This window comes from Nitratireductor sp. XY-223 (assembly GCF_004959855.1).
In the GTDB taxonomy this organism is placed as follows: Bacteria; Pseudomonadota; Alphaproteobacteria; order Rhizobiales; family Rhizobiaceae; genus Hoeflea_A.
In genome coordinates this window covers 106,777-132,954 of record NZ_SPNT01000004.1, presented here as the reverse complement: position 1 = coordinate 132,954, position 26,178 = coordinate 106,777, and the positions used below count along the sequence as shown (strand labels likewise).

Sequence of the window (26,178 nt, the reverse complement as noted above, 5' to 3'; positions counted from 1 at the left end):
GATATGAACGAAATCGTAAAATCGTCAGATCTGGGCACCGAGATGCCCGAATTCACCAATGGCGCCATCAACCTCGCCTCGGCGCGGCTCGGCGCGAAGGCGCTCTATTCAACGGACGAGTTCTTCGCACCGCTGGAACGCATGCTGTCGGACGAGCCGGCGGTGTTCATCCCCGACAAATACGACGACAACGGCAAGTGGATGGACGGCTGGGAATCGCGCCGCAAGCGCGTTTCCGGTCACGACTGGGGCGTCATCAAGCTGGCGATGCCCGGCCGCATCTTCGGCTTCGACATCGATACCAGCCACTTCACCGGCAACTATCCGCCGCAGGCGAGCATCGAGGCCATCTTCCTGGAGGAGGGCGATCCGGACGACCAGTCCGAATGGGTTGAAATCCTCGGCAAGACGGATCTCGGTCCCGGTCAGCACCACTTCCGCCGGATCGACGACGAGGCGATGCGCGGCCGCGTATGGACGCATCTGCGCCTGCATATCTATCCGGACGGCGGCGTGGCGCGGCTGCGTGTTTTCGGCGCCGCCCATTTCGACTGGGACAAGGTCGAGGCCGACCAGGAGGTCGATCTCGCCTATGTCTTCCACGGCGGACGTGCCCTGGCCTGGTCCGACGCCCATTTCGGGGCGCCCGAGCGGCTGCTCGGCCCCGGACGCGGAGTCAATATGGGCGACGGCTGGGAAACCGCGCGCCGCCGCGGGCCCGGCTATGACTGGACCGTTCTCAAGCTCGGCCATGCCGGCGGCATCAGCCGGATCGTCGTCGACACCGCGCATTTCAAGGGCAACTATCCCGACAGCTGCGATCTGCTCGGCGCCTACCTGCCGGATCATTCCGGCGGCTTCGACGAGAGCGAGATCGCCGCGTCCGAGAACTGGACGCCGATCCTGTCCGGCGAGAAGCTGCAGATGGATCACATCCACGAATTCGACGCCGATGCGATCGAAAACAACGGCCCCTTCACCCATGTCCGGTTCAACATCCGTCCGGACGGCGGCGTGAGCCGGTTGCGCATCTACGGAAACAAGGCCTGATATGGGCGAGGCCCTTACCGTTCAGCCGCTCAGCCGGGAGGCGTTCGCGCCGTTCGGCGAGGTGCTGGAGACCGATGGCGCCGAGCTGCGCATGATCAACCAGGGCACGACCGAACGGTTCCATGCGCTTGCCCGCGCCGAACTCGACCCGAGCGGCACGGCGATCGTCAGCCTGTTCCGCGGCCAGCCGCGCAGTTTCCCTTATCAAGTGACGATGATGGAACGCCATCCGCTCGGCAGCCAGGCCTTCTTTCCCCTCGACAACCGGCCGTGGCTGGTGATCGCGGCTGGCGACGAAGACGGGCGGCCCGGACGGCCGCAGGCCTTCCTGGCGCACGGCCGCCAGGGCGTGAACTACCGCGCCAATGTCTGGCATCACCCGCTGATGGCGCTGAATGAGACGAGCACGTTCCTCGTCGTCGACCGCGACGGTGAGGGTACGAATCTGGAAGAAATTGACTATCCGGCCGCCTTCGTGATCGAAAGCGGTGATTGGGCGAAAGCGTGAAGGAAGTTACCGATGGCTGAAACTGGACGCCTCACCACGCATGTTCTCGACACGGCCTCCGGCAATCCGGCGGCGGGCCTTTCCATCGATCTTTACGCGATCGAGGGCGAGACGCGTACGCATATCAAGTCTGTCGCGACCAATGACGACGGCCGTTGCGACGCGCCGCTGCTCTCGGGCGACACGCTGACGGTCGGGCAGTACGAGCTCGTCTTTCATGCCGGCGACTATCTGAGGCGGAGCGGCGTTGCGCTTCCCGAACCGGCCTTCCTGGACGTTATCCCGATCCGTTTCGGCATCGCCGATGCCGGTGCGCATTATCACGTCCCGCTGCTGATCTCGCCTTACGGCTATTCGACCTACCGGGGCAGTTAACCGGCAAAACGTCAAATGCGGAAACCCGCCATGGTTCAACACCTTGGCGGGTTTTTCTATGAATGGGGATCGGCTGCTTAAAGCGTGCTCTTGGCCGGCTCGCCGGCCACATAGGTCTCGACGATAGCCCGGTCGTCGCCGAGCGTCTGCAGCAGGAAAAGCTCCTCGGTGAGCTTTGTGACGGCTTCCATCTTCAGGGCCATGGCGGGTGTCGCCGCCGCGTCGAGCACGACGATGTCGGCTTCCCGTCCGGGCTCCAGCGATCCGATCTTGTCTTCAAGCGACAGCGCCCGGGCGTTGCCGAGGGTGATGCGGTAGAAGCTCTCCAGCGGCGTCATGCGCTGGCCCTGGAGCTGCAGCACCTTGTAGCCCTCGTCGATGGTACGCAGCATCGAATAGTTGGTGCCGCCGCCGACATCGGTGGCAACAGCGATGCGCACGGGGTTGGACCGCTCGTCCAGCGTCTTCAGGTCGAACAGGCCGCTGCCGAGGAAGAGGTTCGACGTCGGGCAGAACACGGCGACGGATCCGGTTTCCGACATCACGTCGGCCTCGCGCTCGCTCAAATGGATCGAATGGCCGAACAGGCTCGCCGGCCCCAGCATTCCGTAGCGCTCGTAGATGTCCGTGTAGTCCTTCGCCCAGGGATAGAGTTCCTTGGCGAATTCGATTTCCGCCTTGTTTTCCGACAGGTGGGTCTGCATGTGCAAGTCCGGGTGCTCGCGCATCAGCGTGCCCGCCATCTCCATCTGCTCGGGCGTGGACGTGATGGCGAAGCGCGGCGTGATGGCGACGAGCTGGCGTCCCTTGCCGTGCCAGTCGTTGATCACCGCCTTGGTGTCGTCGTAGCCGGTCTGCGGCGTGTCCAGCAGTTCCGGCGGCGCGTTGCGGTCCATCATCACCTTGCCGGCGACCATGCGCATGTTGCGCCGGTGGCTTTCGGTAAAGAATGCGTCGGCGGAGGTCTTGTGCACCGAGCAATAGGTGACGGCCGTCGTCGTGCCGTGGCGCACGAGCTCGTCGAAATAGGCAGTCGCGATGCGGGCCGCGTGCGCGGCGTCGGCGAAACGCTGTTCCTCGACGAACGTGTATGTGTTGAGCCATTCCAGCAGGGCGGCGGCGTAGGAGCCGATCACCTGCATCTGCGGGAAATGGATATGGGCGTCGATAAAACCCGGCATGATCAGATGCGGCCGGTGATCGGTTTCGATCGCATCCGCCGGTGCCTTTTCCTTCACGGTTGAATAATCGCCGGCCGCGACGATAAGGCCGTCCTGCATCAGCAGGGCGCCGTCTTCCTCGTAGGTGTAGGAAGCGGTGTCGTCTATGGCCTTCGGTGCGTCCTTGAACGACAGCAGCCGTCCTCTGATCAATCTTGCGGTCACTTATTCCTGCTCCGGTTTGGCGGCGATCGCACTCTCGAACCAGGCGACCAGCATGGCGCGTTCGGATGGTTCGATATGGGTTATGTTGGCGGGCGGCATGGCGTGGCTGCGGCCGGCCTGCAGATAGATGTCGCGCGCCTGTGCCGCGATTTCCGCGTCGTTCTCCAGAAGAACGCCCTTAGGCGGCACGATTATACCCTCCCAGACCGGTTCCTGTGCATGGCACATGGAACAGCGCGACAGGACGATTTCCCTTGCGTCGTCGAAATGCACGTTGGTCGCGAAGCGTTCGAAGGCGGGCATGATCGCGGCACTTTCTTCCTCGCCTTCGCCGGTGAGCACCTTCGGCACGGTCGAGAGCCACATGATGGCGATAAAAAGCAGCACGGTCGCCAGCCAGGTCCAGGTTGGATTGCCCTTGCGCGCGTGGCGCGTGTTGAACCAGTGGCGGATGGTGACGCCCATCAGGAAGACCAGCGATGCGATCACCCAGTTGAACTCCGTCGCGAAGGCGAGCGGATAGTGGTTCGACAGCATCAGGAAGATCACCGGCAGGGTGAGGTAGTTGTTGTGCGTCGAGCGTTGCTTGGCGATCTGGCCGTATTTCGGATCGGGCTTCCGGCCGGCGATCAGGTCGTCGACAACGATCTTCTGGTTGGGAATGATGACCATGAAGACGTTGGCCGACATGACCGTCGCGGTGAAGGCGCCGAGATGCAGGAACGCCGCCCTGCCGGTGAAGAGGTGCGTATAACCCCACGCCATGGCGACGAGCACGACATAAAGGAAGATCATCAGCCCCGTGTCGCTCTTGCCGAGGAACATCTTGCAGGCAAAATCGTAGACGAGCCAGCCGAAAGCCAGTGAGGCGACGGAGATGAGGATCGCTACGGGAGCCGAAATGTCGAGCACCGCCGGATCGACGAGGTAAAGGTCGGCGCCGGCGTAGTAGACGATGGCCATCAGCGCAAAGCCGGAAATCCATGTCATGTAGGATTCCCACTTGAACCAGGTCAGGTGCTCCGGCATCTCCGCCGGCGCCACGAGGTACTTCTGGATGTGGTAGAAGCCGCCGCCGTGCACCTGCCATTCCTCGCCGTAGGCACCCTCGGGCAGGCCTTTGCGCTGCCGCAGTCCGAGATCCAGGGCGATGAAATAAAAGGACGAACCGATCCACGCGATCGCCGTGATCACGTGCAGCCAGCGCGCGGCAAAGGACAGCCAGTCCCAGGCAATGGCAAAATCGTACATGAGAATTCCCCTGTCGTTTGCCGCATTCTGACGCCGGCGGGCCTTAAAAAAAAGGCGCAAGACGCCGGATGACTTTCAAAATTTTCTAAATAATCTTAGGATCGACCCATGTCGTATTTTGAAAATATCAAGGTGTTTTTGCGGGTCGTCGAACTCGGCAACCTGTCGGCCGCCGGCCGCGATCTGCGCATATCCCCGGCCGTGGCGAGCAACCGCGTCAAGGAGCTGGAAAAATATCTCGGCGTGCGGCTTTTCAACCGCACGACAAGGCAGTTGACGCCGACCGAGCACGGCAAGATCTTCTATCGCGGCGCCGGGCGCATCATCCAGGCGGTCGAGGATGCCGAGGCGTCGATCGCCTCGGTTTCGGGCCAGCCCAAGGGCGTTATCCGGGTCACCGCGCCGCTTGGCTTCGGCCGCCGTTTCATTGCATCCGGCATCCCCGATTTTCACGAGCAGTATCCCGACATCGAGGTGCGCCTGCGCCTGTCGGACCACAATGTCGACATCCTCAAGGAAAGCATCGACCTTGCCTTCCGCCTCGGCGTCATCGAGGATTCGTCGCTGCGCATGCGCGGCATCATGGATTGCGATCGCGTGTTGTGCGCCTCGCCGGACTACATCAAGAAGGTGGGCATGCCCGGCGGCATCGACGATCTATTGAGGGACGATCACAATTGCCTTCTGCTGCGTTTCCCCGGCTCCAGCGAATATGTCTGGTCGCTGCAAACGCCCGAGGGCGTGCGCAAGGTGGAGGTCAGCGGCGTTTTCGATTCCGACGACGGCGACGTGCTGATGGAATGGGCGCTCGCCGGCCACGGCGTTGTCAACAAGCCGCGCTTCGAGGTTCAGCGTTTCATCAATTCCGGCCAGCTCGTGGAAATCCTGCCGGACAATCCGCCGGTTCCCGCCAAGCTCGCGGTGATCTTTCCGCACAAGGATTTCCAGGATCCGAAGCTGCGGCTCTTCATCGATTTCATGGCCGCGCGCTGCCAGAAGATGATCCGCGCCGCGCTGCAGTAGTGCATTGATTTCCGTTTCGCGCCGCCGCGAAAATTTCGGTTGCGCGGGACACCGTCTTGCTGCCAAGACGGTCGGGGGCGATTCCATAACCCGGACTACGGATTTTCAGGCATGGACCTTTCGCATGACCACAGCGCCCGCCTGGGCGATATCCTGAAATGGCGGCGGGATGTGCGCCACTTCAGCACGCAGCCGGTTGCGGCGGATGTGCTCGCCAGGATCGAGGCCTCCGTCGACTTCGCGCCCTCCGTCGGCAATAGCCGCCCCTGGCGCATTGTTCGAGTGATGGATGAAGATAAACGCCGCGCCGTATGCGATTCATTCGAAAGGGAAAACCTCGCCGCCAGCCACGGCTATGAAGACGCTGTCCGCCAGAATTACCTGGCCCTGAAGCTGGCCGGTTTGCGCGAAGCGCCGGTGCATTACGCGTTCTTCTGCGATCCGGATCCGGCGGAAGGATGCGGCCTCGGCCGCAGGACGATGCCCGAGACACTGGCCTATTCGACAGTGATGGCGATCCACACGCTGTGGCTGACGGCCCGCGCGCACAATGTCGGTGTCGGCTGGGTCTCGATCCTCGATCCGCAAATCATGAACGACGTGCTGGCGGTACCTCGCGAATGGACATTCATTGCCTATCTTTGCGTCGGCCATCCGCTGGAATGCAGCGATGCGCCGGAACTTCACAGGCGCGGCTGGCAGGCAAACTGTGCAACGGTCTGGATCGACCGGTAGAAGGGGAATTAAACATGGCGTTTTCCGCCATCATATTCGACTGCGACGGCGTGCTGGTGGATTCGGAAGTAATCTATCATGAAGTCGAGATGGAGCACCTGACACGCATCGGTCTCGAATACGAGCCGGTGGAATATCAGCGCCGCTTCATGGGCCTCAATGCCGACGATTTCCTGGCCGAACTCGACCGCGACCACCGGGCCAGGAAGGACGCACCGCTGCCGGCGGATTTCGGAACGGCCCTGCGCGAGGATTCGATCGCGCGCCTGCGCACCGAGTTGCGGATCGTCGACGGCATCGAGGCTGTGATTGCCGGCTTTGTCGGGCCGAAGGCCGTTGCAACGTCCAGCGCCCCCGACACGCTGGAGATCAAGCTCGAGGTCACCGGCCTCAAGCGCCATTTCGAACCGCATATCTATCACGCGGCACAGGTGGCACGCGGCAAGCCGGCGCCCGATCTCTTCCTGATGGCCGCGCAAAAGCTCGGCGCCGAGCCGTCCGGCTGCCTCGTCATCGAGGACAGTGTCAACGGTGTGAAGGGCGGCCTTGCCGCCGGCATGACCGTGTGGGGCTTTGCCGGCGGCGGGCACGCCGATGCCGGCCTGGCGCAGAGATTGCGCGAGGCCGGTGCGCATGATGTTTTCTTCAGCCATGCCGACCTGCGAGCGTCACTGTAGCGTTTTCGCGAACGAACCGTTTCGTAGCCTGTCATTGAAGTCGCTCGGCGATATATGCTCAAGTCGGGTGCGGGTCTTCTGCTTTCGCGGAATGACCGGCGCCGCAATTCGGTCATCACACCCAGCTGATACGGGAGGCAAGGCAGTGAGCGACGACAAGGTCACCATCGAACAGCGCGAAAACGGACCGCTCGTGGTCAAGAACCTCGGCGATCTGCGCCTCGCGGACGGTGCGGAAGCCGAGACAAGGCCGGTGATGGCGCTGTGCCGTTGCGGCGGCTCGTCGAACAAGCCCTTCTGTGACGGATCGCACAAGGAAAACGGCTTCGACAGCGGCGCGTCCGATGTCGCCGACAAGGACAAGGTCCGGGCCTACCAGGGTGCCGAGGTGACCATCTATTACAGCCCGCTCCTGTGCTCCCACGCCGGCGAGTGCGGACGCCGGGCGGCCGCCATATTCAATACGAAGCAAAAGCCCTGGATACAGCCCGACAATGGGAGCATCGACGAGATTCGCGAGGTCATGCAGGCCTGTCCCTCAGGCGCGCTGCGTTACAGCGAAACCGGCGGCGACGGCGAGATGCTGGCCGACGGTGCGGTCAGCATTACGGTCGAAAAGAACGGCCCCTACCGGGTGTGCAATATCCCGGTCGAGGCCGGCTACTGGGCCGAGGGCCAGTCGGAGAAGAAATATGTGCTGTGCCGCTGCGGAAAATCGGGCAACAAGCCCTTCTGCGACGGCACCCACTCCGACGAGGGCTGGAGCGACGGAAGCTGAAGGCGGCGGTCAGATTACCGGCAAAATGTCAGTTTCGGGGAGTTTGTCTACCGTTCCCGATGGAATAGGGCCGGTCGGCATGGTGTCAACGGCGGTCATTCACGGCCGTTGGACCGCACGTATGTGTAAACCCCGTTTTTCTTGCCCAGTTCCTGGAATAAACCGGATTTCACAATGGTGGTCGGCACACCGGCCGTGGTTGGGAACAACCAAACCGCCAACGTTCCGTTCCTCTTCAGAATTTTGTGCATTTCAGGCAATAGCTTACCAAGTGGCAATGTAGGAAAGGGAACAACGCCAAACAGCAGAACCACATCGACACTCGCCGCCTCCAATCCTGAATTCAAGGCATCTCGCCTTACAACCTCTACGTTCTTCAGGCCCGCGGTCTGCGATTTCTCCTTCACCGCGTCGACAAAACTCGAGACTGGGTCCATGGCAATCAGGCGTCCGGATTCTCCTATCATCTGAGCAGCTGGTATCGTGAAGAACCCGGAGCCGCATCCGACTTCGAGAACGGTCTGACCCGCTCTGAGGTTTGCGCCTTGCAGTGTTTTATTCGGGTTAAAAAGCCAGCGCCTCAGGCGGCTGTCCCAGGCCATGATCGGAATTTTGGAGAGAATATTTATTATGCGTGAGTTGCCGAGTTTCTCTATGTTCACTCCAGTTCAATCCCTCTCACATTTGCTATCACCAAGACCCACAGGAGCGGAGTTCCACGTGTTCTGGCAATCCGGCGCAACGGCACATGCGAATACCAATTTACTGGTAGGAAGGTCGCATTTTTGATCTGGAACTTCAATTTTACAGAATCGGTTCAGCGGCTCGAGAGCATTCGATTTGCTTCTGAATCGGCTTCCGAATGTCGGTTGCGAGCACAAAGCCGTCACATGCATGCCGTCTGTTTTCGGTCTCACAGGTTGAGAAATCGTTCCGGCATAAAGGGAACATCCGTGTCGTCCGGCCTTGCACCCGCTGCCGTCAGCATCGCGTGAACTTGCCCTCGATGATGTGTCTGATGGTTGAATAGCTGAACGATCAGTATCTTTTTGGGCCTGGTCAGTTCCCGGCCGATCGCACCAGAATACCAGGAGAGGTCACCCTCAAACCATTGCGGATCAACGTCGTGCGCCCATTCCAGTATCGTCTGGTCGAACGCTGCCCTGTCAACGAGATACTGCTCCCAGGTCCTTATAAAATCGGTGGAGTCGGTAATACTTCCATCCGGAGCCGGTGTTCCGGCAAACCTGTGCATCCAGATCATGTCACCCCAAAAAATGTGTGACAGTGTTTTCTGGATCGAGCCGAAGAATGCTCCCCGGTCCCTCTTGCGCTCAACAGCTGGAAGTCCGTCAGCCGCTGCAAGCAAACTTTCGTTCTGCCACATGTTGTATCTGGCCATTGTAAGCACGTATTCCTTGTCGGGCATTTCGGTTCCTCTGGATGATGGTTGGAAAGTGAAACCCCAAGAGGGGCGTAAAAGGCGATCGCCGCTTTGTCCGCAGACCGGTCGTTCGGAGAACCGGACAGGCCTATAGTTGACGAATGACCGCGGTTGCGAGGATCAGTAGCGGTGCAGACCGTCAAAATCCGCCTTGCCTATATTCATGCCCCCGTGGCGCAGGCCGGCATAGGCCAAACTCAGATGAAAGATCATATTGGGAAAAGCAAACCGGGCAAGATACTCTGCCGGGTCCTGTTCCAGTTGAGCCGACCCGGCTTGATGCGAAACGGGCTCGCAAAGGTCGCGTGCCGAGATCGGTTTTATCACACTTTCGACTTCATTCTTGAACGCCAACAGGCTCTTTGTCGTGAATTCACCGGGGATTTCCGGGACTTCCATGTTTGCCGGCGGGCAGAGGGCCCGTGCCGCAAACTGCAATGCAATGGCAAGATTGAGTCCCGTGTCGAACATATCCGGTGCCAGCCGGATGTCCAGAAGTTGTTGCGGACGGTCCTGATCCGAAACCCGCAGAAGAAGTTGTTCGATGCGGTCCAAGTAGTATTTCACGGAATCCGTTGTGGCATCGGCAAACAGGTCTGGCATGGGCTGTAGAATCGCTCCGGCTCCGGATTCCTTTCCAGTTAGACCAAAAAATTGGCCCGGTCATGGTTCGAGTTCCAGTTTGTCCCGGGTCTATAGTCCGAGCACAGTTTTCACCGAACCCTCCGGACTGAACGACCAGTCGGCTGGATTGTTCTCAAGAAGGAACATTATTGAATTGTCGGCATCGAAACCGATCTTGTCCAGGCGTTTGCGGACATCCTTGAACAGGTCTTCCTTTTGTCCGTCAGTCCTGCCGCCAAGAAGCGCAATCTCGATCACGATTGTCGCCTGCGGATCCCGCTGCCCAAGAAAAGTTGGATGAAGGAGCATGTCGCCCGGTTGGTATCGCGCAACCAGGCAAAAATGATCGTCGGGGTTCACGCCGCACGTTTCAACGAGGCTTTCGTGAAGCTCCTCGTTGATCGCTTGGCAGGTTTCTGATGATAGGTTCGCTGGGACGTGTAATTTGTTGAACGGCAAGTCGCATCTCCTGATGTCTGGTTGCCGCAGGCCTAACACAGTGATTGAGGCAATACCACGTGACGGCTTTGAGCCAATTTCATAGGACGCTGCGGCGCAGCTAGAACATTGCTACGAAGGAAATCAGCTTGCGCAGCGGACGTATCCTGATCACGGGCTGTTCATCTGGCGGAAAGTCTTCACTGCTCGAGGCCCTTGCAGACCGCGGCTACGCGGTTGTGCCCGAGCCGGGCCGCAGGATCGTCGCAGACGAACTGTCCCGAAACGGAGAGGCCTTGCCCTGGGTTAATCTGAAAACGTTTGCCGGCCGTGCTGTGGAAATGGCGAGGTCGGACCTCGAAAGCATGCAAAATTTTGATGGCATTGTGTTCTTCGATAGGGGGATAGTCGATGCTGCCGTAGCTTTGGAGTTTGCTGGAGGCGCATCCTACCGTTCCGTACTGGGCGCGACCCGCCAATATTCGAAGACCGTCTTCCTGGCGCCGCCCTGGCCCGGGATCTTCAAGAATGACGCTGCGCGCAAGCATGGCTTTCGAGAGGCCAAGGAAGAATACCTTCGCCTCGAAACGGCTCTTGCCGACATGGGGTACGATACTTGCGAATTGCCAAAAGTCTCGGTACCCGACCGCGTCGCGTTTATCTTGAATAAGATCCGTGCCGGTTAGAGACCAGGTCGGCTTGGTCGGCATTCGTTGAATTGAGTGCCGAACTCAACGTCAATTCCCGCACCTGACATGACGCAACGGCGCATGTTGCGTCTGTATTGAAGAACCTGGTTGATCCCGCAATCAGCACTTCCCTTCGATGAGTGCTAACAAACTGTTTTCAAACGCAAAAATCTTCGACCGAGTTGCCTTGTCGGGCAAACCGGTGGACAATTGTGATTCGTTGGAACCGGAGGGAATGGATGAGCGCAACGGAAATGGAACTGATGCTGTCAGGCCACGGCCTGACCACGGCTCAGATCTTCTACCGCATGCCTGATTTCAGGACCATGCTTCAGTCCTATCTCTGGCAGGAATACGACACGGCCCCGGACTTTCCGAAGCTGCACGGTTTCCTCGATTTCTGGCAGGAGAACCTGGACGGTCCGATCCATTCTGTGCAGTTCACGCACCGGCATCTGATCCGGCCGGGCGAGTGGCGGCGAGTCGACCACGAGATTATTCTGCACTAGGGAGCGGGTGCGGGCCTGTACGGGCCCGGAGAGCGTGTGACCTGACGGTCTTCAGCGGGCACGCGGACCGGAATGCCCGGTTCGCTAGGCGCGCCCGCCCGGTTGTTTCAGGCGTCTGCGATGCGCTTCCAGAAGCTGTGCGCCCGGTCAAGCCGCTGCAGCCGGTTCCACTGGCTGTTGGTCAGCGTATCCTGATGTTTGACCAGCGAGCGGATATCCGCATCGATCGCGTTCATTCTACGTTGTGCATAGGTGTTAAGCATAACATCCTCCTTCAACGGTTCGGGTCCGACGCACGATTGCGCGAACCTCTCACACCTTGAATGTGGATACGCTCTTGAGCCGGGCAAATTAATTCGCGGTAATGTTCTGCGGTCAGTTAAGTGTTTGAATATAAGCTATAAAAAGGGCAGGCGATCCCGCACGCCTATCATGTTCATGTCATTTTTGAGGCCGCGGTAAAAAGCCCCGAAAACTAGGCCAGAACGGCTGTCATGATCTCGGCCGCGACAAGGGCCGCGATCACCTGCGGGCGTTTGTCCTTTACCGCGCTTCCGCCGATCGGGCAGACCAGCCGGTCGCAGTCGGCGCGCGTGCCGCCTTCCTTTTCATGCCACGACAGATAGGTGGCCCGCTTGGTCTTCGAGCCGATCATGCCGACATAGGCGGCATCGGACCGGGCGAGCGCCTGCTGCACGATCATGAAGTCGAGTGCGTGGTCGTGGGTCAGCACCACGAAGGCGGAGCCGGATGCGGCCTCGCCGATCAGGCTTTCGGGCATTGCGGCGAGCCGCTTTTCGACATCCGCCGCGGCGGAATCGAGCTCGTCCTGCCGGGTCTCGACCAGGATTGCGCGGACCGGAAGCAGGCTCAAAGCCTCGGCCAGCGCCTTGCCGACATGGCCTGCGCCAAAGATATAGACCTGCGGCAGTGCTGCCTCTTCCTCGCGCGTCTCGGCGGCGAGATCGCCGATTGCGCGTTCGTCGAGCCGGTCGATGCCGAGCTTCACCCGGCCGCCGCAGCACTGTCCGATCTCGGGACCGAGCGGAATGTCCATGACGGTGGTTTCTTCGCCGCTTTCAAGCAGCGCGCGGGCCTCGTTGATGGCCATCATTTCGAGCTGTCCGCCGCCGATTGTTCCGAACAGGCCGCCCTCCGCGACAAGCATCCAGGTGCCGGCCTCGCGCGGCGTCGATCCGAGCGCCTCGGTGACGGCGATGCGCGCGACGGGGCTGTTCGCGTCGAGGAACTGCGACAGCCGTGTTGCGCGCGACGCCATGTTCAGCCCTGTTTCAGCCGCTCGACCGCCATCAGGATACGCTCCGGCGTTGCCGGTGCGTCGAGGCGCGGGCATTCGCGGTAGTCGGCGACGCTGGCCACCGCCATGGACAGCGCCTCGAGCACGGAATTGGCAAGCATGAAGGGCGGCTCTCCCACCGCCTTGGACCGGCGAATGGTGCGCTCCTTGTTGGTCGACCAGTTGGCGAGTTCGACGTTGAATTCCTTCGGCTTGTCCGAGGCGAGGGGGATCTTGTAGGTCGACGGCGCGTGGGTGCGCAGCCGGCCGTTGCCGTCCCACCACAACTCTTCCGTGGTCAGCCAGCCCATGCCCTGGACGAAGGCGCCCTGGACCTGGCCGAGGTCGATCGCCGGATTAAGCGACTTGCCGACATCCTGCAGGATGTCGACCCGGTCGACATGGTATTCGCCGGTCAGCGTGTCGATGGTGACTTCGGAAACCGAAGCGCCATAAGCGTAGTAGAAGAACGGCCGGCCCTGGCCCGTCTCGCGGTTCCAGTGGATTTTCGGCGTCTTGTAGAACCCGGCCGCCGAAAGCTGCACGCGGTGCGTATAGGCCTGCCGGACGAGTTCGTGGAACGGGATGAGCTGGTTGCCGACCTGCACGTGGTTGGGCACGAAGGTCACCTGTTCCTGCGGCACACCGAAATGTTCCGACGCGTAGGCGACCAGCCGGGTCTTGATCTGCTCGCAGGCATTGGCCGCGGCCATGCCGTTGAGGTCGGAGCCGGAGGAGGCGGCCGTCGCCGAGGTGTTCGGCACCTTGCCCGTGTTCGTGGCGGTGATGCGGATCGTCTCGATGTCCACCTGGAACTCGTCGGCAACGACCTGCGCCACCTTGGTGTTGAGGCCCTGGCCCATCTCGGTGCCACCGTGGTTGAGGTGGATCGAGCCGTCCTGGTAGATATGCACCAGCGCGCCGGCCTGGTTGAACCAGGTGGCGGTGAACGAAATGCCGAACTTCACCGGAGTGAGCGAGATGCCCTTGCGCAAAACGCCGCCCTTGGCATTGTGGTCGAGCACCGACTGCCGCCGCGCCTGGTAATCTGACGACTCCTCCAGTTCCTCGACGATGCGGTGGATGATGTTGTCCTCGACCACCTGGTGGTAGGGCGTCACGTTGCGCTCGCCAATGCCGTAGAAATTGGCCTTGCGCACCTCCAGCGGGTCCTTGCCGAGGGCATAGGCGATCTCCTCGATGACGCGCTCGCCGCCGATCTTGCCCTGCGGACCGCCGAAGCCGCGGAAGGCGGTGTTCGACACGGTGTCGGTCTTCATCGGCCGCGACCGCAGCCGCACATTCGGCAGGAAATAACAATTGTCGCAGTGAAACAGCGCCCGGTCGGTGACCGGGCCCGAAAGGTCGGACGAGAAACCGCAGCGCGCCGCGAAGACGGCGTCCAGCGCCTCGATGCGGCCGTCATCGTCATAGGCGACGTCGTAGGCGACATGGAAATCGTGCCGCTTGCCCGTGGCGATCATGTCGTCGTCGCGGTCCGGGCGGATCTTGACGGCACGGTTCCAGCGTTTCGCCGCAATGGCTGCGACGGCCGCGAACTGGTTGCCTTGTGTCTCCTTGCCGCCGAAGCCGCCGCCCATGCGCCGCGTGTGCACGGTCACCGCGTTCGACACCGTGCCAAGCGCCTGCGCCACCATGTGCTGGATTTCGCTCGGATGCTGGGTCGAGGAGAAGACGGTGACCTCGTCGTCCTCGCCCGGAATGGCCATGGCGATATGGCCCTCGAGATAGAAATGGTCCTGGCCGCCGATGCGCATCTCGCCGCTGAGCCTGTTGGTCGCCGAAGAAAGAGCGGATTCGGCATCGCCGTTGCTAAGTTGCAGCGGGTCGGTGACGTGCGGATAGCCGGCCTCCATGGCGCTGACCACATCGGTGTGGTGGGGCCTGTCCTCATAGTCGACCCGGGCGAGCGTCGCCGCCCGGCGCGCCTGCTCGCGGGTCTCCGCGATCACCGCGAAAATCGGCTGGCCGTAGAATGCGCTTTGGCCGTCGGCAAGCACCGGCTCGTCATGCCGGTGGGTGGGGCTGAGATCGTTTTCGCCCGGCACGTCCGCGGCTGTCAGCACGCCGACAACGCCCGGCGCGTTGCGCACCGCTTCCAGGTCCATCGACTTGACCACCGCATTGGCCCGCTCGGAGAGCCCGAGATAGGCATGCAGCGTGCCGGCCGGTTCGACCATGTCGTCGATATATTCGGCCGCACCTGTGACGTGTTTGTGGGCGGAATCATGCTGTCGCGGCGTGTGGACGCCGCCGGTGATTTCCTTGGAACTGCGGGTAACGGTTTCGCCCATGATTACACCTCCGCCAGGGATTTTTCGTGCCGTACGACCTGTACCGCCTGGCCCTGTGTTTCCAGATAGAACCGCTTCAGAAGATTCTTGGTCGACAGCATCCGGTACTCCGCCGAGGCCCGCCAGTCGGTGAGCGGCGTGAAATCCTGTTCGAACGCGGCCATGGCCTGGTCGACCGTGGCCTCGTTCCAGGCGTTTCCGACCAGCGCTTGTTCCACTGCCTTCGCCCGTTTCGGCGTCGCCGCCATGCCGCCGAAGGCAATGCGCGCGTCTTCGACGGTTCCGTCGTCGGCCAGTCGGGCGCGGAAGGCGCCGCACACCGCCGAGATGTCCTCGTCGCGGCGCTTGGAGATCTTGTAGACGGCGAATGTGTCGCCGGCCGGCAGTTTCGGAATGAAGACGGAGCGCACGAACTCGCCCGGCGCCCGGTCCTGCTTTCCGTAGTCGATAAAGAAATCTTCCAGCGCGATGGTGCGAGTCGTCGCGCCCTTTTGCAGCGTCAGTTCGGCGCCAAGCGCGATCAGCGGCGGCGGCGTGTCGCCGATGGGCGAGCCGTTGGCGATATTGCCGCCGACGGTGCCCATGTTGCGCACCTGTTCGCCGCCGATGCGGTCCCACAGATCGCCCATGGTGGGGATGCCGCGGGATATCGCATCGAACGCGTCGGTATAGGTGACGCCCGCGCCCAGCGTGATGCCGGATTCGTCTTCCGAGATGGTCTGCAGTTCGACGAGGTTGCCGATAAAGACGGCCGGCGCGATGTCGTGCATGTGCTTGGTCACCCACAGGCCCACATCGGTGGAGCCGGCGACGACCGTCGCTTTGGGATACGCCTCGAGGATTTCGGCGAGGTCATCGACGGAGCCGGGAACAATCGTCTTGCCGGAGGGCGTGTCGATCTCGACGCGGCTTCCGTCGCGCAGTTCGGAAAGTTTCTGGGTGATCGCCTCGTGGGTGACGACGAGCTTGTCGCCGCTGTTGTCGCTGCCGGCCATGGCCTCTGCGGCATTGAGGATCGCATCGTAGCCCGTGCAGCGGCACAGATTGCCCTGCAGGGTCTTTTCGACGCGCGCCGCATCCGCATTCGGCGTCTCCAGCCACAGGCCGTAGAGCGACATGACGATGCCCGGCGTGCAGAAGCCGCATTGCGATCCGTGGAAGTCCACCATTGCCTGCTGGATCGGATGCAGATTGCCGTTGAGGTCGGCGAGGTGCTCGACGGTGACGACGTGGCAGGCGTCGAGCGAGCCGACGAAGCGGATACAGGCATTGACGGTCTCGTAGACCAGGCCCTTCGGCCCCAGCCGGCCGACAAGCACCGTGCAGGCGCCGCAATCGCCTTCCGCGCAGCCTTCCTTGGTGCCGGTCAGGCGTTTTTGCAGGCGCAGATAGTCGAGCAAGGTCAGGGTCGGCGCAACGTCGTTCAGATGCACCACTTCACTGTTCAGTATGAAGCGAAGCTCGTGGCGGACCGCGTCAGGCATGCCGTCGTCTCCCTCGTTATAATTGTTCTGAACTATCCTATCGTGCCGCGCGGAAAAAAAACCTGCACGGGTGCGAAAAGACTTTCAACAAAAACTGGGGAATTGGCCGAACCCGTCAAGGTTTGATTGAAAATGTCTGGCCGGCTGACGCATGCCGGTTCGGATGGCCGGATATTCCCGCGGTGTGTGGACTTCCCTTACTTCGGGTCTTCCCCGGCCAGCACCAGAACCATGGTCTTGAGCGAGCCGAGCAGGTTCACGAGGTGACGCTTGTCCCTGGCGCTGCCCTTCGCGCCCTTGGCCGCGGTTTGAACCATGTCGGTGACGGCGCCAAGGCTCAGCCCCGCCCGTTCGATCGGCGCGGCATAGGGCGCCAGGATCTTTCGCAGTTCGGTGCGATGAAGTTCGTAGGATTTCGCCAGCTCGTCGCGGGCGGCATCGTTGAACCCGTCGATGATGTCCTTGGCGTCCGGCGACGATTGCAGCCATTCGTACGGTTTGACGACGAGATGAAGAAAGAAGATATCCAGTTTCTCGGCGAGGCTGTCCGCGTCCTTTGCCTCGGTCCGTATTGAAGCGACCGACTGCTCGCCTATATGCCGAATCATCGCGCGCAGCAGGTCCTCCTTGCTGGCATACTGATTGTAGAGCGTCTGGCGCACGATATTCGCCTCGGCCGCCACGTCGCTCATGGTCGTGCGCTTGACGCCATAGCGTGAAATGACCCCGATCGCCGCCTCGATAATCTGCTCGCGATTCTTCATAGCCGGATATTGACAAAAAGTCTTATATTGTCAATTTTTGACAAATCGACTATTGTTGTCAGATCGTAAAAGTGTCAAGGCAGCCATGTGTGAGCCTTGCGTACGAGGGAGGATTTCGGCGCGCGCGAAATCAAAAATTCCGCATTTCATCCCCACCCCAAAACCTGAACACCGCTAAGGAGAATCGTCTTGCAATACGAACTGCAATTGAACGGAAAAACCCACAGCGTCGAAGCCGAACCCGGCACACCGCTTTTGTGGGTCATCCGGGATGAGTTGAAACTGACAGGAACGAAATTCGGTTGCGGCGTCGCTTCCTGCGGCTCTTGCACCATCCACCTCGACGGCGAGCCGGTGCGCTCCTGCCAGACCTTCATCGAGGATGTCGGCGGCTCCGAGGTCACCACCATCGAGGGCCTGGAATCCAGGGAAGCAAAAGCCGTTCAGCAGGCCTGGGTCGAGCTGGATGTCGTCCAGTGCGGCTATTGCCAGTCCGGCCAGGTCATGTCCGCCGTCGGGCTGTTGAAGGAAAATCCGCGGCCGAGCGCCGCCGAGATCGACGACTACATGTGGGGCAATGCCTGCCGCTGCGCCACCTATCAGCGAATCCGCGCCGGTATCCAGCGCGCATCCGAGATCATGGAGGCCTGATATGACAGTTCACACATCCCGACGCGGCTTCCTCAAGGGCGCCGCAGCCGCCACGGCCGTTCTCATGGTCGGCGTTCGCCCGGGTGGCGTTCTCGCCTCCGCGACCGCCGAGAGCAAGATGTTCAACCCGTTCGTCAAGATTGGATCGGACGGAACCGTAACGGCGATCGTCAAGCATTTCGAGAAAGGGCAGGGGCCGGCAACCGGCCTTCCCACCCTCATCGCCGAGGAACTCGGATTGCGGATGGACCAGATCGACTACGAGTTCGCGCCCTCCAACCCGCAGCACTACGCCAATCTCCTGTTCGGCCAGTTCCAGGGCACCGGCGGCTCGACCGCCATGGCGAACTCCTTCATGCAATATCGCCAGGCCGGCGCCGCCGCCCGAGAGATGCTGATCTCCGCCGCCGCCGGTGAATGGGGCGTCGACGTAGCCGAACTCGCGATCGAGGAGGGCATGGTCGTCGGTGCCGGCAAGTCCGCGCCGATCGGCGAATTCGTGGCCGCCGCCGCCGCGATGGAGCCGCCCGCCGAGCCGACGCTGAAGCATCCGGCCGAATTCAGGCTGATCGGCGATCCGGATGTGCGCCGCCTCGATACGGCGATCAAGTCCAATGGCACCGCCAAATTCGCCATGGACGTCCACCTGCCGAACCAGATGGTGGCCGTGATCAAGCGGCCGCCGCGCAAGGACGGGCTGGCCGTCGGCATGGACGACAGCGGCGCCAGGGAGGTCAAGGGCTTCATCAATGCCGCGATCCTGCCGAACAAGGCCGGCGTGGCCGTTTACGCCGAGAACACCTGGGCGGCGCTCCAGGCCCGCGAGGCGCTTCAGGTCGAATGGGACATGAGCCAGGCCGAGAGCCGCAGCTCCGACGAGATCAAGGCGGAGATCCTGGCGGCGCTCGATGCCGAACCGGAGTTCAACGTCCTCAAGAACGACCACGGCCCGGTTCAAACGGCGCTCGACGGTGCCGCCATGGTGGTGGAGGAGACGTTCTACTTCCCGCTGCTCGCCCATGCGCCGATGGAGCCGCTCAACTGCACCATAGAGGCGACCGCCGACGGCGGCATCCTCCTGCATGACGGCTGCCAGTTCCCGACCGGGCCGCACATGGCCCTGGCCCAGATCTTCCAGTTGCCGATGGAGAAGATCCAGATCAACACCATGCTCGCCGGCGGCTCCTTCGGCCGGCGCGCAACGCCCGACGCCGACTATCAGGTCGAGGCCGCGCTGGCCTTCGTCATGACCGACCGCTCACGCCCGGTGAAACTCGTATGGTCGCGCGAGGACGACATCACCGGCGGGCGTTACCGGCCGGCCTTCGGCCACAAGGTGCGTATCGGGCTCGATGCAGGGGGCAACATCGTCGGCTGGGACCACCGCATCGCCGGCCAGTCGATCATGAAGGGAACGCCGTTCGAGGCGTTTTCCGTCCACGACGGCGTCGACCACAGCTCGGTGGAAGGCGTTTCGGACACGCCCTACCGGATTCCGGGTCAGTTCGTCGGCCTGACCGACACGCAAAAGGCAACCAGCCTATTGTGGTGGCGGTCGGTGGGCCACACCCACACGGCCTATGTCATGGAGGTGATGATGGACCTGGCGGCAAAGGCGGCCGGCCGGGACCCGGTCGCGTTCCGGCTGGCGCACCTCGACGGCGACAAGGACCAGGCCCGTATGGCCGGCGTGCTCAAGCTCGCCGCCGAGAAGGGCAACTGGGGCAGGCCGCCGGAAGGCCGCGCGCAAGGGGTCGCGGTGCACAAGTCGTTCGGCAGTTACGTGGCCGAGGTCGTCGAGATCTCGGGCAATGCCGAAGACGGCATCAGGATCGAGAAGGTCACCTGCGCCGTCGACTGCGGCATCGCCGTCAATCCCGACATCGTCAAGGCGCAGATGGAAGGCGGTATCGGATACGGCATCGGTCACGTGATGCGCGACCAGATCACGCTGACCGGCGGCGAGGTTGACCAGTTCAACTTCCCTGACTACGAGCCGCTGCGCATCAGCGATATCGCAGCGATCGACGTGCACATCGTCGCCTCGCAGGAAATGCCGACCGGTGTTGGCGAGCCGGGCACGCCGCCGGCCGCACCGGCACTCGCCAACGCGATCGCGACGGCCAGCAACGATCTGCGGGTCTCGAGCCTGCCGATGACCGAGAACGGCGTTTCCTTCGCCTGATCCTCCCAGCCCGAGGGCGGTCCCGGCCGCCCTCGGGTACGTCTGATTGCGACGCAATTGTCGCGCCTGAGCGCGCATGATTCTCCGACATCGGCTAGCTTGAAACCGGTAGCGGGCGAGGGCCCGCTTTTGTCTGGTGGGTCGCTATGTCGGAAGTCGCGCGGCATGCTTACGGGCTCCACCCTCGCGCCGCCGAGGGGATCACCTGCATTATCCTCGGCATGATGCTGTTCGTCGGCCAGGACGGGCTGATGAAATCCCTGATCGGCACCTTCCCCATCTGGATCCTGATGGGCGTGCGCGGCCTGATCGCGCTGATCATCCTCGCTCCCCTTATTGTCGCTCTGGGCGCGCCGCACCGGCTGTTCACGCCGCTGTGGCCGCTGCATCTGCTGCGCGCCTTCATGTTCGCGCTCGGATTTTCGCTTTTCTACACGGCCTTTCCCTTCATGACCCTCGCCGAGGTGTCGACGATTTTCTTTTCCGCGCCGCTGATGATCGCCGTGCTGGCCGCGCTTTTTCTCGGCGAGCAGGTGGGCATGCACCGGATCGCCGCGCTGATCGTCGGCTTCATCGGCGTCGTCATTGCCATGAACCCGCAGGTCGGCGGTTTCCGCTGGGTGACGCTGCTGCCGCTCCTATGCGCGTTCTCCTACGCCGTGTCGCAGATCCTTGCCCGGCAGATCGGCGACCGCGACAGCACGCTGACCACCGGCCTCTATACGGTCGTTCTGTCCAGCATCATGCTGCTGACCTTCGGCTGGGCGGTGAACCGGTTTGTCGATTTCGGGCCGGAGCTCAACCACTTGCGATGGCAGCTTCCGGAACTCTCGGCCGACAACACGCTGATGTTCGTCCTCCTGGGAGCGGTCGGCATGGTCGGCTACCTGTTCATTTCCAGGGCCTATCAGGTCACCAGCGCCAGCCTCGTTGCGCCCTTCGACTACTCGTACCTGCCCTTCGCCGCGCTGATGGCCTATGTCGTTTGGAACGAGGTGCCGGGCGAGACGACGCTCATCGGCATGGGCCTGATCGTCGCCAGCGGCCTTTATCTCGGCTACCGGGAACTGCGCAGCAACCGCAGGCACATCGATCCGCTGCCGGTCGCCGAGGCAACGGTCGCGCCGGGCAATCCGACCGCGCCCATTTCGTTGCATGCGGATATCGATGCCGACTAGTCCAAAGAGGGGCGCTTGGCACGACCGATCGCCGCGAGGAAGGAAATTTTACGCACAGACCTTGATTTTGACAGGATTTGCCTCGATATAGACTCAATCGATATTTCGGCCGACTGACATGGCCCGCGCAATTTGCGCTCGCTAACGTTCCTTCTTCCCAAATTTCGAGTTCGTCGTTCCACTGCGCATCAGCGCTATGGGGGCAAATAAAGCACTTGCAAGGATAGAATAACGCAATGGCTACAGGCACTGTCAAATGGTTCAATGCCACCAAGGGCTACGGTTTCATCCAGCCCGATGAAGGCGGCAATGACGTCTTCGTTCACATTTCGGCCGTCGAGCGTGCCGGCATGGGTTCACTGGCCGAAGGCCAGAAGATCAACTACGAGGTTGTTCAGGACAGCCGTTCCGGCAAATCGTCGGCAGACAATCTGAGCGCTGCCTGACGCATTCACCGTCGCGCCTGCCAAGTCACGGATGTACTGGCGGGCAGGCTGCGAGAAAAACGAATGCGCGCGGCGCAAAGGGAGAGGCGGGGCTTGGCTCCGCCTTTTTTGATTCCGTTCCGGGTTCACGCGTTGGCGTATTTGTCGCCGACTGCCATGCGCAGGGGATGGGTGTCGTAGTAGATCTTCATCGACTTGAACTTCAGATCGTCATCGAAGGTGAAATAGTCGATCCCCTCGAACACCAGGTCGCTGCCGTCGGCCAGCGTCCAGTAGTAGCGGAAATGGCCGGCGCCGGTATTTCCGTCCTCGCCGATCAGCACGTCATAGACCGTCAGGACGCTGTTGCTTGAGGCATTGCCCAGCTTCTCGAAGAACGGCCGTGCCGGAACGGTCCCCAGAAAGGGCGAGACAACATAGCCGTCATAGGCGAACATGTCGATAATGGCCTCGATATCGCCTTCGGTCATGCGTTCGAAATAGCGGCGTATGACATCCGCCTTTTCATTTTTCATCGTCGTTTCCCGTGTTGTCGGCAGTCCCGCCGCCAACTTTGCCCCGCACTCCGACCAGGAAACTCGTCGCGACCACGCCCTTGCCCTTGATGTCGATCTCGCCGCGCGGTTCGAATTCGAACCGGTCCTCTAGGGCGGATCGGAATTCGTCCGTCACCTGAATGCGCCCCGGCTCGCTCGTCGCCTCCATGCGGGCAGCGACATTGACGGCGTCCCCCCAAAGGTCATAAGCGAATTTGCGGTTGCCGATCACCCCGGCAACGACCTTGCCGGCGTTGAGGCCGATCCGTACGGCCAGTTGCTGATCCGTTCCCGGCCATTTGAAATTCGAGGCGACATCCTGGATGTCGAGCGCCAGCCTCGCCAGTTTCTCCTCGGGATCGTCCACGGGATCGGGCAGGCCGGCGACGACCATATAGGCATCGCCGATGGTCTTGATCTTCTCGACGCCGTAATCGGCCACCAATTTGTCTATGGCGTTGAAGACCTGGTTCAGCAACGTTACCAGCTCAGCCGGCTGCAGGCGGCTCGACATGTTGGTGAAGCCGACAATGTCGGCAAACAGGATCGCCACCTTGTCCCGGTCGTCGGCGATCATGCCGGCGGTGGTCTTGAGCCGCCGCGCGATGGATTCGGGCAGGATATTGAGCAGCAGGCGCTCGCTTTCGGCGAATGCGGCGGCCAGTTCCTTCTCGGCCCTGGCGGACGCACGGATGAAGGGCAGCACCATGATCAGCACGAAGAGCGGCCAGGTAACGACCTGCGACAGGGTCGTGGACGTCAGGAATTGCGCCGGAATTCGGTACACAGGCTCATGGTTCATCGCGTAGTAGGTGACGAGAACGGCGCTTGCCAGGGCAGCCGCCGCGATCAGCGCCGACTTGCGCCACGAGTAGAAGGGCTGAATGAAGGCCAGGATCACGACCAGGAACGTGTAGTTGCTGAAGCCGAACTGGGTTCCGACACAGACCGTCGCGGCAACGCCGTGCAGCGTCAGCTCGGTGATCGCACCCCAGTAGGCCAGCCGGTAATGGCCAGCCTTCAAGAGAAGATAGGCGGCGGCAAACAGCGAAACGCTGAAGATGTTGAAGACCGCCATGAACGTCACGCCGTTCAGCACGAACATGATCAGTGCGAAACCGTGACCCACCCCGGCGAGCACATAGAAGATCTTCCAGTAGATGTAGTAGCGCGCATTTGGTCCGGCACGCTGTCCGGCACAGCCGTGATCCGCGACCAGATGGTGGATTCGCCGGGATTGTCGCTCACGTTGGGAGGGGTCCCCTGTGCATTGGATGTTCAGCGGTTTCACCCGCGGTTCGACATGCTTAGCACAGCCTGCAAAGCCACGAAATTCCGCAAGATGTCAATGTGAAAACGGCGGCGACCCTTTTGGCCGCCGCCGCTTGTGGCTGTCTGTGGCGAATTGTTCAGGCCGCGAGCTGCGTATAGGCGCCCACCAGCACGGCGATCATGACGAGTTCGACGGCGAGCGGCGGGACGACCGCCTTGTCGAAACCGTCCGTCACGATGCCGACGATGCGGCCGAAGGCGACGACGCCCAGCACGATTGCAACGGCAAGGAAGCCGAGGGTCTGGCCGGTAACGAGGCCGATCGCCAGCAAGGCCACGCTTGCCAGGAAGAGCCCGCCGATGACGGACCGGATCGTACTGAGCCCGGCGGTGCCGACGGGCTCGATGGCGAAGTTGCCGACCATGCGCTTCGGCGCGAACATGGACATGGTGCCGAGACCGGCGAGCATCAGCGTTGCGACGCCGACGAGGATTTGAAATGTCAGTTCCATTTGGTTTCTCCTTGCGTTGAGGTTCGGGAGCTTGCGTTCACGCAAACTGGTGGACGGCGCGGTTGGCGTTGTCCTGGAAGGTCGTATCGGCAAGTTCGGCGACGATTGTCGCCTGGTCGACGACAGGCCCTGTCGGCGAGCCGCCGGCGCTGGCATAGAAGTGGCCGGTCTCGAATTTCGGATTCAGCAGCCCTTCGACATAGCGTTTCGCGCCGGTTTCGACGCCGTGCATCATGCCGAGGATCGGCATCAGGATGCCGCCGATATGCTTGAAGAACAGCTTCTTCAGGAACGGCAGGTCATCCATCCCGTTCGTTCCCGTGGTGCCGCCGGGGCTCATGGTGACGAAGCGGATATGCGGATGCTGCCGCGCCATGGACCCCATCCAGAGCGCCGCTGTCAGTTTGACGTTGGCGTAGATGTCCAGCGGATCGCCATCGGGTCCGAACTTGCTGCCGTTGGCGATCGAGGCAAATTCCTCGACGGACGATGTATCGAGTTCGGGACGCGCAATGCCCATTTTCGGGATTCCGCGTGCCGCCTCGGAGCCTGCGTAGAGCACGCTCGAGGTTACCAGCTGGCGCTCCAGCAATTCGTCGACCAGGATCACGTGGCCGAGGACATTGGCGGCAAAGATGTTGGTGACACCGCTGGCGGTCAGGTCGTTGGGGGAGCGCCCGCCGGTTCCGCCGGCGTTCAATATGACGGCGTCGACGGGTGCGCCGAGGCGAGCCACCGCGGCGCGGACGGATGCCGGATCCGAAACGTCGATCAGGACGATCTCGAAGATGTCGCGGCCGGTCTCGGCCTTGAGGGCCGTCCTGGCGGCCTGCGCCTTCGCCTCGTTCCGGGAGCCGAGATAGATCTTCTCGATGCCTTTGTGGAGGGCGAGCTGGCGGGCCGCCTCGCGGCCCAGTCCAGCATTCGCGCCGGTGATCAGGACAGATTGTATCGGGTTCATGATTTGACTTTCCGTGTGGTTTGCATCTTGTGCATCCAAGCTAGTGCGGTTTAAAATTGAACTGTAGATAGGTAATAATGGACACGGTGCTTCATATTTGAACCACGAAGGAGGCCCGGATGACCCTGCAGGAAGGCCATTCGCTCAACTGGGACGACCTCAAGTATTTTCTGGCCGTTGCCAGGACCGGGACGCTGCGCGGCGGGGCGGACAGCATCCGTGCCAACCACACGACACTGGCAAGGCGCCTCACGATCATGGAGGAGCGGCTCGGCAGCCGGCTGTTCGACCGCTCGAAAGCCGGCCTGGTCCTGACCCAGCTCGGCGAGGACCTGATGCCCCACGCGGAACGGGTCGAAGACGAGATGACCGCCGCGTCCCGCGTGATCGTCGGTCGCGACGCGCGCCCCAAGGGCACGGTGTATGTGACCATGCCGCACGGATTGGCGATGACGTCGATCATGGATGACCTGGCGGCCTTTGCCGAGCTCTATCCGGACATCACGCTCAACATGACCTTCACCAATGACGTGGCGGACCTGACGCGCCGCGAGGCGGATGTTTCCCTGCGGGTCGCCCACGAGGTGACCGACGATGTCGTCGGGCGCAGGCTCGTCCAGATGTCGCAGGCCGCCTATTGCACCGGGGACTATGCGCGAAGGATCACGGACAATGGCGGCGAGGGACTGCACCTGATCGGCTGGCACGAGCCCGAGGGCGATACGACAGCGAAATGGGTGCGTGAGAGCTATTATCCGAATGCACGGCTGCGCCACCGCGTGTCGGAACTTGTGCCGCTGATCACGCTGGCCGCGTCGGGTCTCGGCATGGCCTATCTTGCCTGCAATCTGGGCGACCGCCACCCGGGCCTGGTGCGCGCGCCCTTCCAGAAACCGCTGGCCTATCGCAGCCTCTGGCTGCTGCTGCACAGGGACCTGCGCAACACCGCCCGGGTGCGGTTGTTCGTCGATTTCCTGGCCGCCCGGATCAAGTCACGGCGCAACGAATTCTGGGTGGCGGGAACGGTGCCGGCGGCTGTGTTCGAGGGCGCAAGGGAAGGGGATCTTCAAACGGTGCACAGCCGGAATTGA

General features: G+C 61.8%; 29 protein-coding genes. 14 read left to right on the top strand and 15 right to left on the bottom strand.

Translation table 11 applies throughout. The features are described 5' to 3' along the window. Positions 1–3 precede the first annotated feature (3 nt). Genes alc through uraH form a run of 3 tightly spaced genes read left to right on the top strand, consistent with a single transcriptional unit; the run spans position 4 to position 1,933 of the window. Positions 4–1,050: an allantoicase gene (gene alc / locus E4M07_RS15835; RefSeq protein WP_136659349.1), complete on the top strand. Its 1,047-nt coding sequence runs from the start codon at positions 4–6 to the stop codon at positions 1,048–1,050. A 1-nt stretch (position 1,051) separates the two neighbouring features. Beyond that, positions 1,052–1,558: an ureidoglycolate lyase gene (locus E4M07_RS15830; protein ID WP_136659348.1), complete on the top strand. Its 507-nt coding sequence runs from the start codon at positions 1,052–1,054 to the stop codon at positions 1,556–1,558. Between the two features lie 12 nt (positions 1,559–1,570). Then, positions 1,571–1,933 carry a hydroxyisourate hydrolase gene (uraH, locus tag E4M07_RS15825; RefSeq protein ID WP_136659347.1) on the top strand — a complete coding sequence of 121 codons (363 nt, stop codon included), beginning with the start codon at positions 1,571–1,573 and terminating at the stop codon, positions 1,931–1,933. A 77-nt stretch (positions 1,934–2,010) separates the two neighbouring features. Here the strand turns inward: uraH and guaD are convergent, their stop codons facing one another. Next, positions 2,011–3,318, bottom strand: a complete 1,308-nt coding sequence (gene guaD, locus E4M07_RS15820) for a guanine deaminase (protein WP_136659346.1) — start codon at positions 3,316–3,318, stop codon at positions 2,011–2,013. Continuing rightward, a complete protein-coding gene (locus E4M07_RS15815; protein ID WP_136659345.1) occupies positions 3,319–4,569 on the bottom strand; it encodes a urate hydroxylase PuuD in 1,251 nt (416 codons plus the stop codon). It lies immediately after the preceding gene. A 108-nt stretch (positions 4,570–4,677) separates the two neighbouring features. Here E4M07_RS15815 and E4M07_RS15810 point away from each other — a divergent pair, with 108 nt between their 5' ends. The 4 genes from E4M07_RS15810 (at position 4,678) to E4M07_RS15795 (ending at position 7,782) form a co-directional block, all read left to right on the top strand. Then, positions 4,678–5,592 (top strand): LysR family transcriptional regulator, encoded by a 915-nt coding sequence (locus tag E4M07_RS15810; protein ID WP_136659344.1) that lies wholly within the window; start codon positions 4,678–4,680, stop codon positions 5,590–5,592. Positions 5,593–5,703: 111 nt separating this feature from the next. Further along, positions 5,704–6,327 carry a 5,6-dimethylbenzimidazole synthase gene (gene bluB / locus E4M07_RS15805; protein ID WP_136659343.1) on the top strand — a complete coding sequence of 208 codons (624 nt, stop codon included), beginning with the start codon at positions 5,704–5,706 and terminating at the stop codon, positions 6,325–6,327. A gap of 14 nt (positions 6,328–6,341) precedes the next feature. Continuing rightward, positions 6,342–7,004, top strand: a complete 663-nt coding sequence (locus E4M07_RS15800) for an HAD-IA family hydrolase (RefSeq protein WP_136659342.1) — start codon at positions 6,342–6,344, stop codon at positions 7,002–7,004. A gap of 145 nt (positions 7,005–7,149) precedes the next feature. Beyond that, positions 7,150–7,782, top strand: a complete 633-nt coding sequence (locus tag E4M07_RS15795) for a CDGSH iron-sulfur domain-containing protein (protein ID WP_206057284.1) — start codon at positions 7,150–7,152, stop codon at positions 7,780–7,782. Between the two features lie 95 nt (positions 7,783–7,877). On the opposite strand, the gene E4M07_RS15790 is transcribed toward E4M07_RS15795, so the two are convergent. From E4M07_RS15790 to E4M07_RS15775, 4 genes are all read right to left on the bottom strand, one after another. Next, on the bottom strand, positions 7,878–8,444 hold the full coding sequence (locus tag E4M07_RS15790) for a class I SAM-dependent methyltransferase (protein ID WP_136659340.1): 567 nt from the start codon (positions 8,442–8,444) through the stop codon (positions 7,878–7,880). 251 nt (positions 8,445–8,695) lie between these two features. Next, the gene (locus E4M07_RS15785; RefSeq protein ID WP_136659339.1) at positions 8,696–9,211 is read right to left on the bottom strand and encodes a DinB family protein; all 516 of its coding nucleotides are present in this window, start codon (positions 9,209–9,211) and stop codon (positions 8,696–8,698) included. A 135-nt stretch (positions 9,212–9,346) separates the two neighbouring features. Continuing rightward, complete coding sequence (locus E4M07_RS15780; protein ID WP_136659338.1) at positions 9,347–9,829, bottom strand: DUF1993 family protein; 483 nt, start codon at positions 9,827–9,829, stop codon at positions 9,347–9,349. A gap of 90 nt (positions 9,830–9,919) precedes the next feature. After that, a complete protein-coding gene (locus tag E4M07_RS15775) occupies positions 9,920–10,309 on the bottom strand; it encodes a tautomerase family protein (protein WP_136659337.1) in 390 nt (129 codons plus the stop codon). 128 nt (positions 10,310–10,437) lie between these two features. Between E4M07_RS15775 and E4M07_RS15770 the strand changes: the two genes are divergently transcribed. Continuing rightward, positions 10,438–10,974, top strand: a complete 537-nt coding sequence (locus E4M07_RS15770; protein WP_136659336.1) for an AAA family ATPase — start codon at positions 10,438–10,440, stop codon at positions 10,972–10,974. 242 nt (positions 10,975–11,216) lie between these two features. Then, positions 11,217–11,486, top strand: a complete 270-nt coding sequence (locus E4M07_RS15765) for an usg protein (RefSeq protein ID WP_136659335.1) — start codon at positions 11,217–11,219, stop codon at positions 11,484–11,486. Between the two features lie 107 nt (positions 11,487–11,593). On the opposite strand, the gene E4M07_RS29120 is transcribed toward E4M07_RS15765, so the two are convergent. The 5 genes from E4M07_RS29120 to E4M07_RS15745 all read right to left on the bottom strand — a co-directional run bounded on the left by E4M07_RS29120 (position 11,594) and on the right by E4M07_RS15745 (position 17,346). After that, positions 11,594–11,749, bottom strand: coding sequence for a hypothetical protein (locus tag E4M07_RS29120; protein ID WP_169054246.1), 156 nt, complete (start codon positions 11,747–11,749; stop codon positions 11,594–11,596). Positions 11,750–11,961: 212 nt separating this feature from the next. After that, entirely contained in the window at positions 11,962–12,765 is an 804-nt protein-coding gene (gene xdhC / locus E4M07_RS15760) for a xanthine dehydrogenase accessory protein XdhC (protein WP_136659334.1), read from the bottom strand. Between the two features lie 2 nt (positions 12,766–12,767). Beyond that, positions 12,768–15,098, bottom strand: coding sequence for a xanthine dehydrogenase molybdopterin binding subunit (gene xdhB, locus E4M07_RS15755; RefSeq protein WP_136659333.1), 2,331 nt, complete (start codon positions 15,096–15,098; stop codon positions 12,768–12,770). A gap of 2 nt (positions 15,099–15,100) precedes the next feature. Beyond that, positions 15,101–16,582 (bottom strand): xanthine dehydrogenase small subunit, encoded by a 1,482-nt coding sequence (xdhA, locus tag E4M07_RS15750; protein ID WP_136659332.1) that lies wholly within the window; start codon positions 16,580–16,582, stop codon positions 15,101–15,103. Positions 16,583–16,779: 197 nt separating this feature from the next. Then, entirely contained in the window at positions 16,780–17,346 is a 567-nt protein-coding gene (locus E4M07_RS15745; protein ID WP_136659331.1) for a TetR/AcrR family transcriptional regulator, read from the bottom strand. A gap of 189 nt (positions 17,347–17,535) precedes the next feature. Between E4M07_RS15745 and E4M07_RS15740 the strand changes: the two genes are divergently transcribed. From E4M07_RS15740 to E4M07_RS15725, 4 genes are all read left to right on the top strand, one after another. Next, entirely contained in the window at positions 17,536–17,997 is a 462-nt protein-coding gene (locus E4M07_RS15740) for a (2Fe-2S)-binding protein (protein WP_136659330.1), read from the top strand. Between the two features lies 1 nt (position 17,998). Then, positions 17,999–20,182, top strand: coding sequence for a molybdopterin cofactor-binding domain-containing protein (locus tag E4M07_RS15735; RefSeq protein ID WP_136659329.1), 2,184 nt, complete (start codon positions 17,999–18,001; stop codon positions 20,180–20,182). A 146-nt stretch (positions 20,183–20,328) separates the two neighbouring features. Next, positions 20,329–21,360 (top strand): DMT family transporter, encoded by a 1,032-nt coding sequence (locus E4M07_RS15730; protein ID WP_136659328.1) that lies wholly within the window; start codon positions 20,329–20,331, stop codon positions 21,358–21,360. A 236-nt stretch (positions 21,361–21,596) separates the two neighbouring features. Next, positions 21,597–21,806, top strand: coding sequence for a cold-shock protein (locus E4M07_RS15725; protein ID WP_136659327.1), 210 nt, complete (start codon positions 21,597–21,599; stop codon positions 21,804–21,806). A gap of 125 nt (positions 21,807–21,931) precedes the next feature. On the opposite strand, the gene E4M07_RS15720 is transcribed toward E4M07_RS15725, so the two are convergent. The 4 genes from E4M07_RS15720 to E4M07_RS15705 all read right to left on the bottom strand — a co-directional run bounded on the left by E4M07_RS15720 (position 21,932) and on the right by E4M07_RS15705 (position 25,087). Beyond that, complete coding sequence (locus E4M07_RS15720; RefSeq protein ID WP_136659326.1) at positions 21,932–22,321, bottom strand: nuclear transport factor 2 family protein; 390 nt, start codon at positions 22,319–22,321, stop codon at positions 21,932–21,934. Next, positions 22,311–23,633, bottom strand: a complete 1,323-nt coding sequence (locus E4M07_RS15715) for an adenylate/guanylate cyclase domain-containing protein (protein ID WP_136659325.1) — start codon at positions 23,631–23,633, stop codon at positions 22,311–22,313. Before E4M07_RS15715 ends, E4M07_RS15720 begins: the two co-directional genes overlap by 11 nt. Positions 23,634–23,751: 118 nt before the next feature. Beyond that, entirely contained in the window at positions 23,752–24,126 is a 375-nt protein-coding gene (locus tag E4M07_RS15710) for a DUF4345 family protein (RefSeq protein ID WP_136659324.1), read from the bottom strand. A 37-nt stretch (positions 24,127–24,163) separates the two neighbouring features. Then, positions 24,164–25,087 carry an SDR family NAD(P)-dependent oxidoreductase gene (locus tag E4M07_RS15705; protein WP_136659323.1) on the bottom strand — a complete coding sequence of 308 codons (924 nt, stop codon included), beginning with the start codon at positions 25,085–25,087 and terminating at the stop codon, positions 24,164–24,166. 119 nt (positions 25,088–25,206) lie between these two features. On the opposite strand from E4M07_RS15705, the gene E4M07_RS15700 reads away from it, so the two are divergent. Then, the gene (locus tag E4M07_RS15700) at positions 25,207–26,178 is read left to right on the top strand and encodes a LysR family transcriptional regulator (protein ID WP_136659322.1); all 972 of its coding nucleotides are present in this window, start codon (positions 25,207–25,209) and stop codon (positions 26,176–26,178) included.

Coding starts and splice junctions, on each gene's coding strand:
- E4M07_RS15810 (WP_136659344.1), top strand. CDS start 4,678: ATGTCGTATTTTGAAAATATCAAGGTGTTTTTGCGGGTCGTCGAACTC.
- E4M07_RS15785 (WP_136659339.1), bottom strand. CDS start 9,211: ATGCCCGACAAGGAATACGTGCTTACAATGGCCAGATACAACATGTGG.
- uraH (WP_136659347.1), top strand. CDS start 1,571: ATGGCTGAAACTGGACGCCTCACCACGCATGTTCTCGACACGGCCTCC.
- E4M07_RS15700 (WP_136659322.1), top strand. CDS start 25,207: ATGACCCTGCAGGAAGGCCATTCGCTCAACTGGGACGACCTCAAGTAT.
- E4M07_RS15830 (WP_136659348.1), top strand. CDS start 1,052: ATGGGCGAGGCCCTTACCGTTCAGCCGCTCAGCCGGGAGGCGTTCGCG.
- E4M07_RS15745 (WP_136659331.1), bottom strand. CDS start 17,346: ATGAAGAATCGCGAGCAGATTATCGAGGCGGCGATCGGGGTCATTTCA.
- bluB (WP_136659343.1), top strand. CDS start 5,704: ATGGACCTTTCGCATGACCACAGCGCCCGCCTGGGCGATATCCTGAAA.
- xdhA (WP_136659332.1), bottom strand. CDS start 16,582: ATGCCTGACGCGGTCCGCCACGAGCTTCGCTTCATACTGAACAGTGAA.
- xdhB (WP_136659333.1), bottom strand. CDS start 15,098: ATGGGCGAAACCGTTACCCGCAGTTCCAAGGAAATCACCGGCGGCGTC.
- E4M07_RS15705 (WP_136659323.1), bottom strand. CDS start 25,087: ATGAACCCGATACAATCTGTCCTGATCACCGGCGCGAATGCTGGACTG.
- alc (WP_136659349.1), top strand. CDS start 4: ATGAACGAAATCGTAAAATCGTCAGATCTGGGCACCGAGATGCCCGAA.
- E4M07_RS29120 (WP_169054246.1), bottom strand. CDS start 11,749: ATGCTTAACACCTATGCACAACGTAGAATGAACGCGATCGATGCGGAT.
- E4M07_RS15800 (WP_136659342.1), top strand. CDS start 6,342: ATGGCGTTTTCCGCCATCATATTCGACTGCGACGGCGTGCTGGTGGAT.
- E4M07_RS15765 (WP_136659335.1), top strand. CDS start 11,217: ATGAGCGCAACGGAAATGGAACTGATGCTGTCAGGCCACGGCCTGACC.
- E4M07_RS15720 (WP_136659326.1), bottom strand. CDS start 22,321: ATGAAAAATGAAAAGGCGGATGTCATACGCCGCTATTTCGAACGCATG.
- E4M07_RS15815 (WP_136659345.1), bottom strand. CDS start 4,569: ATGTACGATTTTGCCATTGCCTGGGACTGGCTGTCCTTTGCCGCGCGC.
- E4M07_RS15710 (WP_136659324.1), bottom strand. CDS start 24,126: ATGGAACTGACATTTCAAATCCTCGTCGGCGTCGCAACGCTGATGCTC.
- E4M07_RS15735 (WP_136659329.1), top strand. CDS start 17,999: ATGACAGTTCACACATCCCGACGCGGCTTCCTCAAGGGCGCCGCAGCC.
- E4M07_RS15725 (WP_136659327.1), top strand. CDS start 21,597: ATGGCTACAGGCACTGTCAAATGGTTCAATGCCACCAAGGGCTACGGT.
- E4M07_RS15730 (WP_136659328.1), top strand. CDS start 20,329: ATGTCGGAAGTCGCGCGGCATGCTTACGGGCTCCACCCTCGCGCCGCC.
- xdhC (WP_136659334.1), bottom strand. CDS start 12,765: ATGGCGTCGCGCGCAACACGGCTGTCGCAGTTCCTCGACGCGAACAGC.
- E4M07_RS15780 (WP_136659338.1), bottom strand. CDS start 9,829: ATGCCAGACCTGTTTGCCGATGCCACAACGGATTCCGTGAAATACTAC.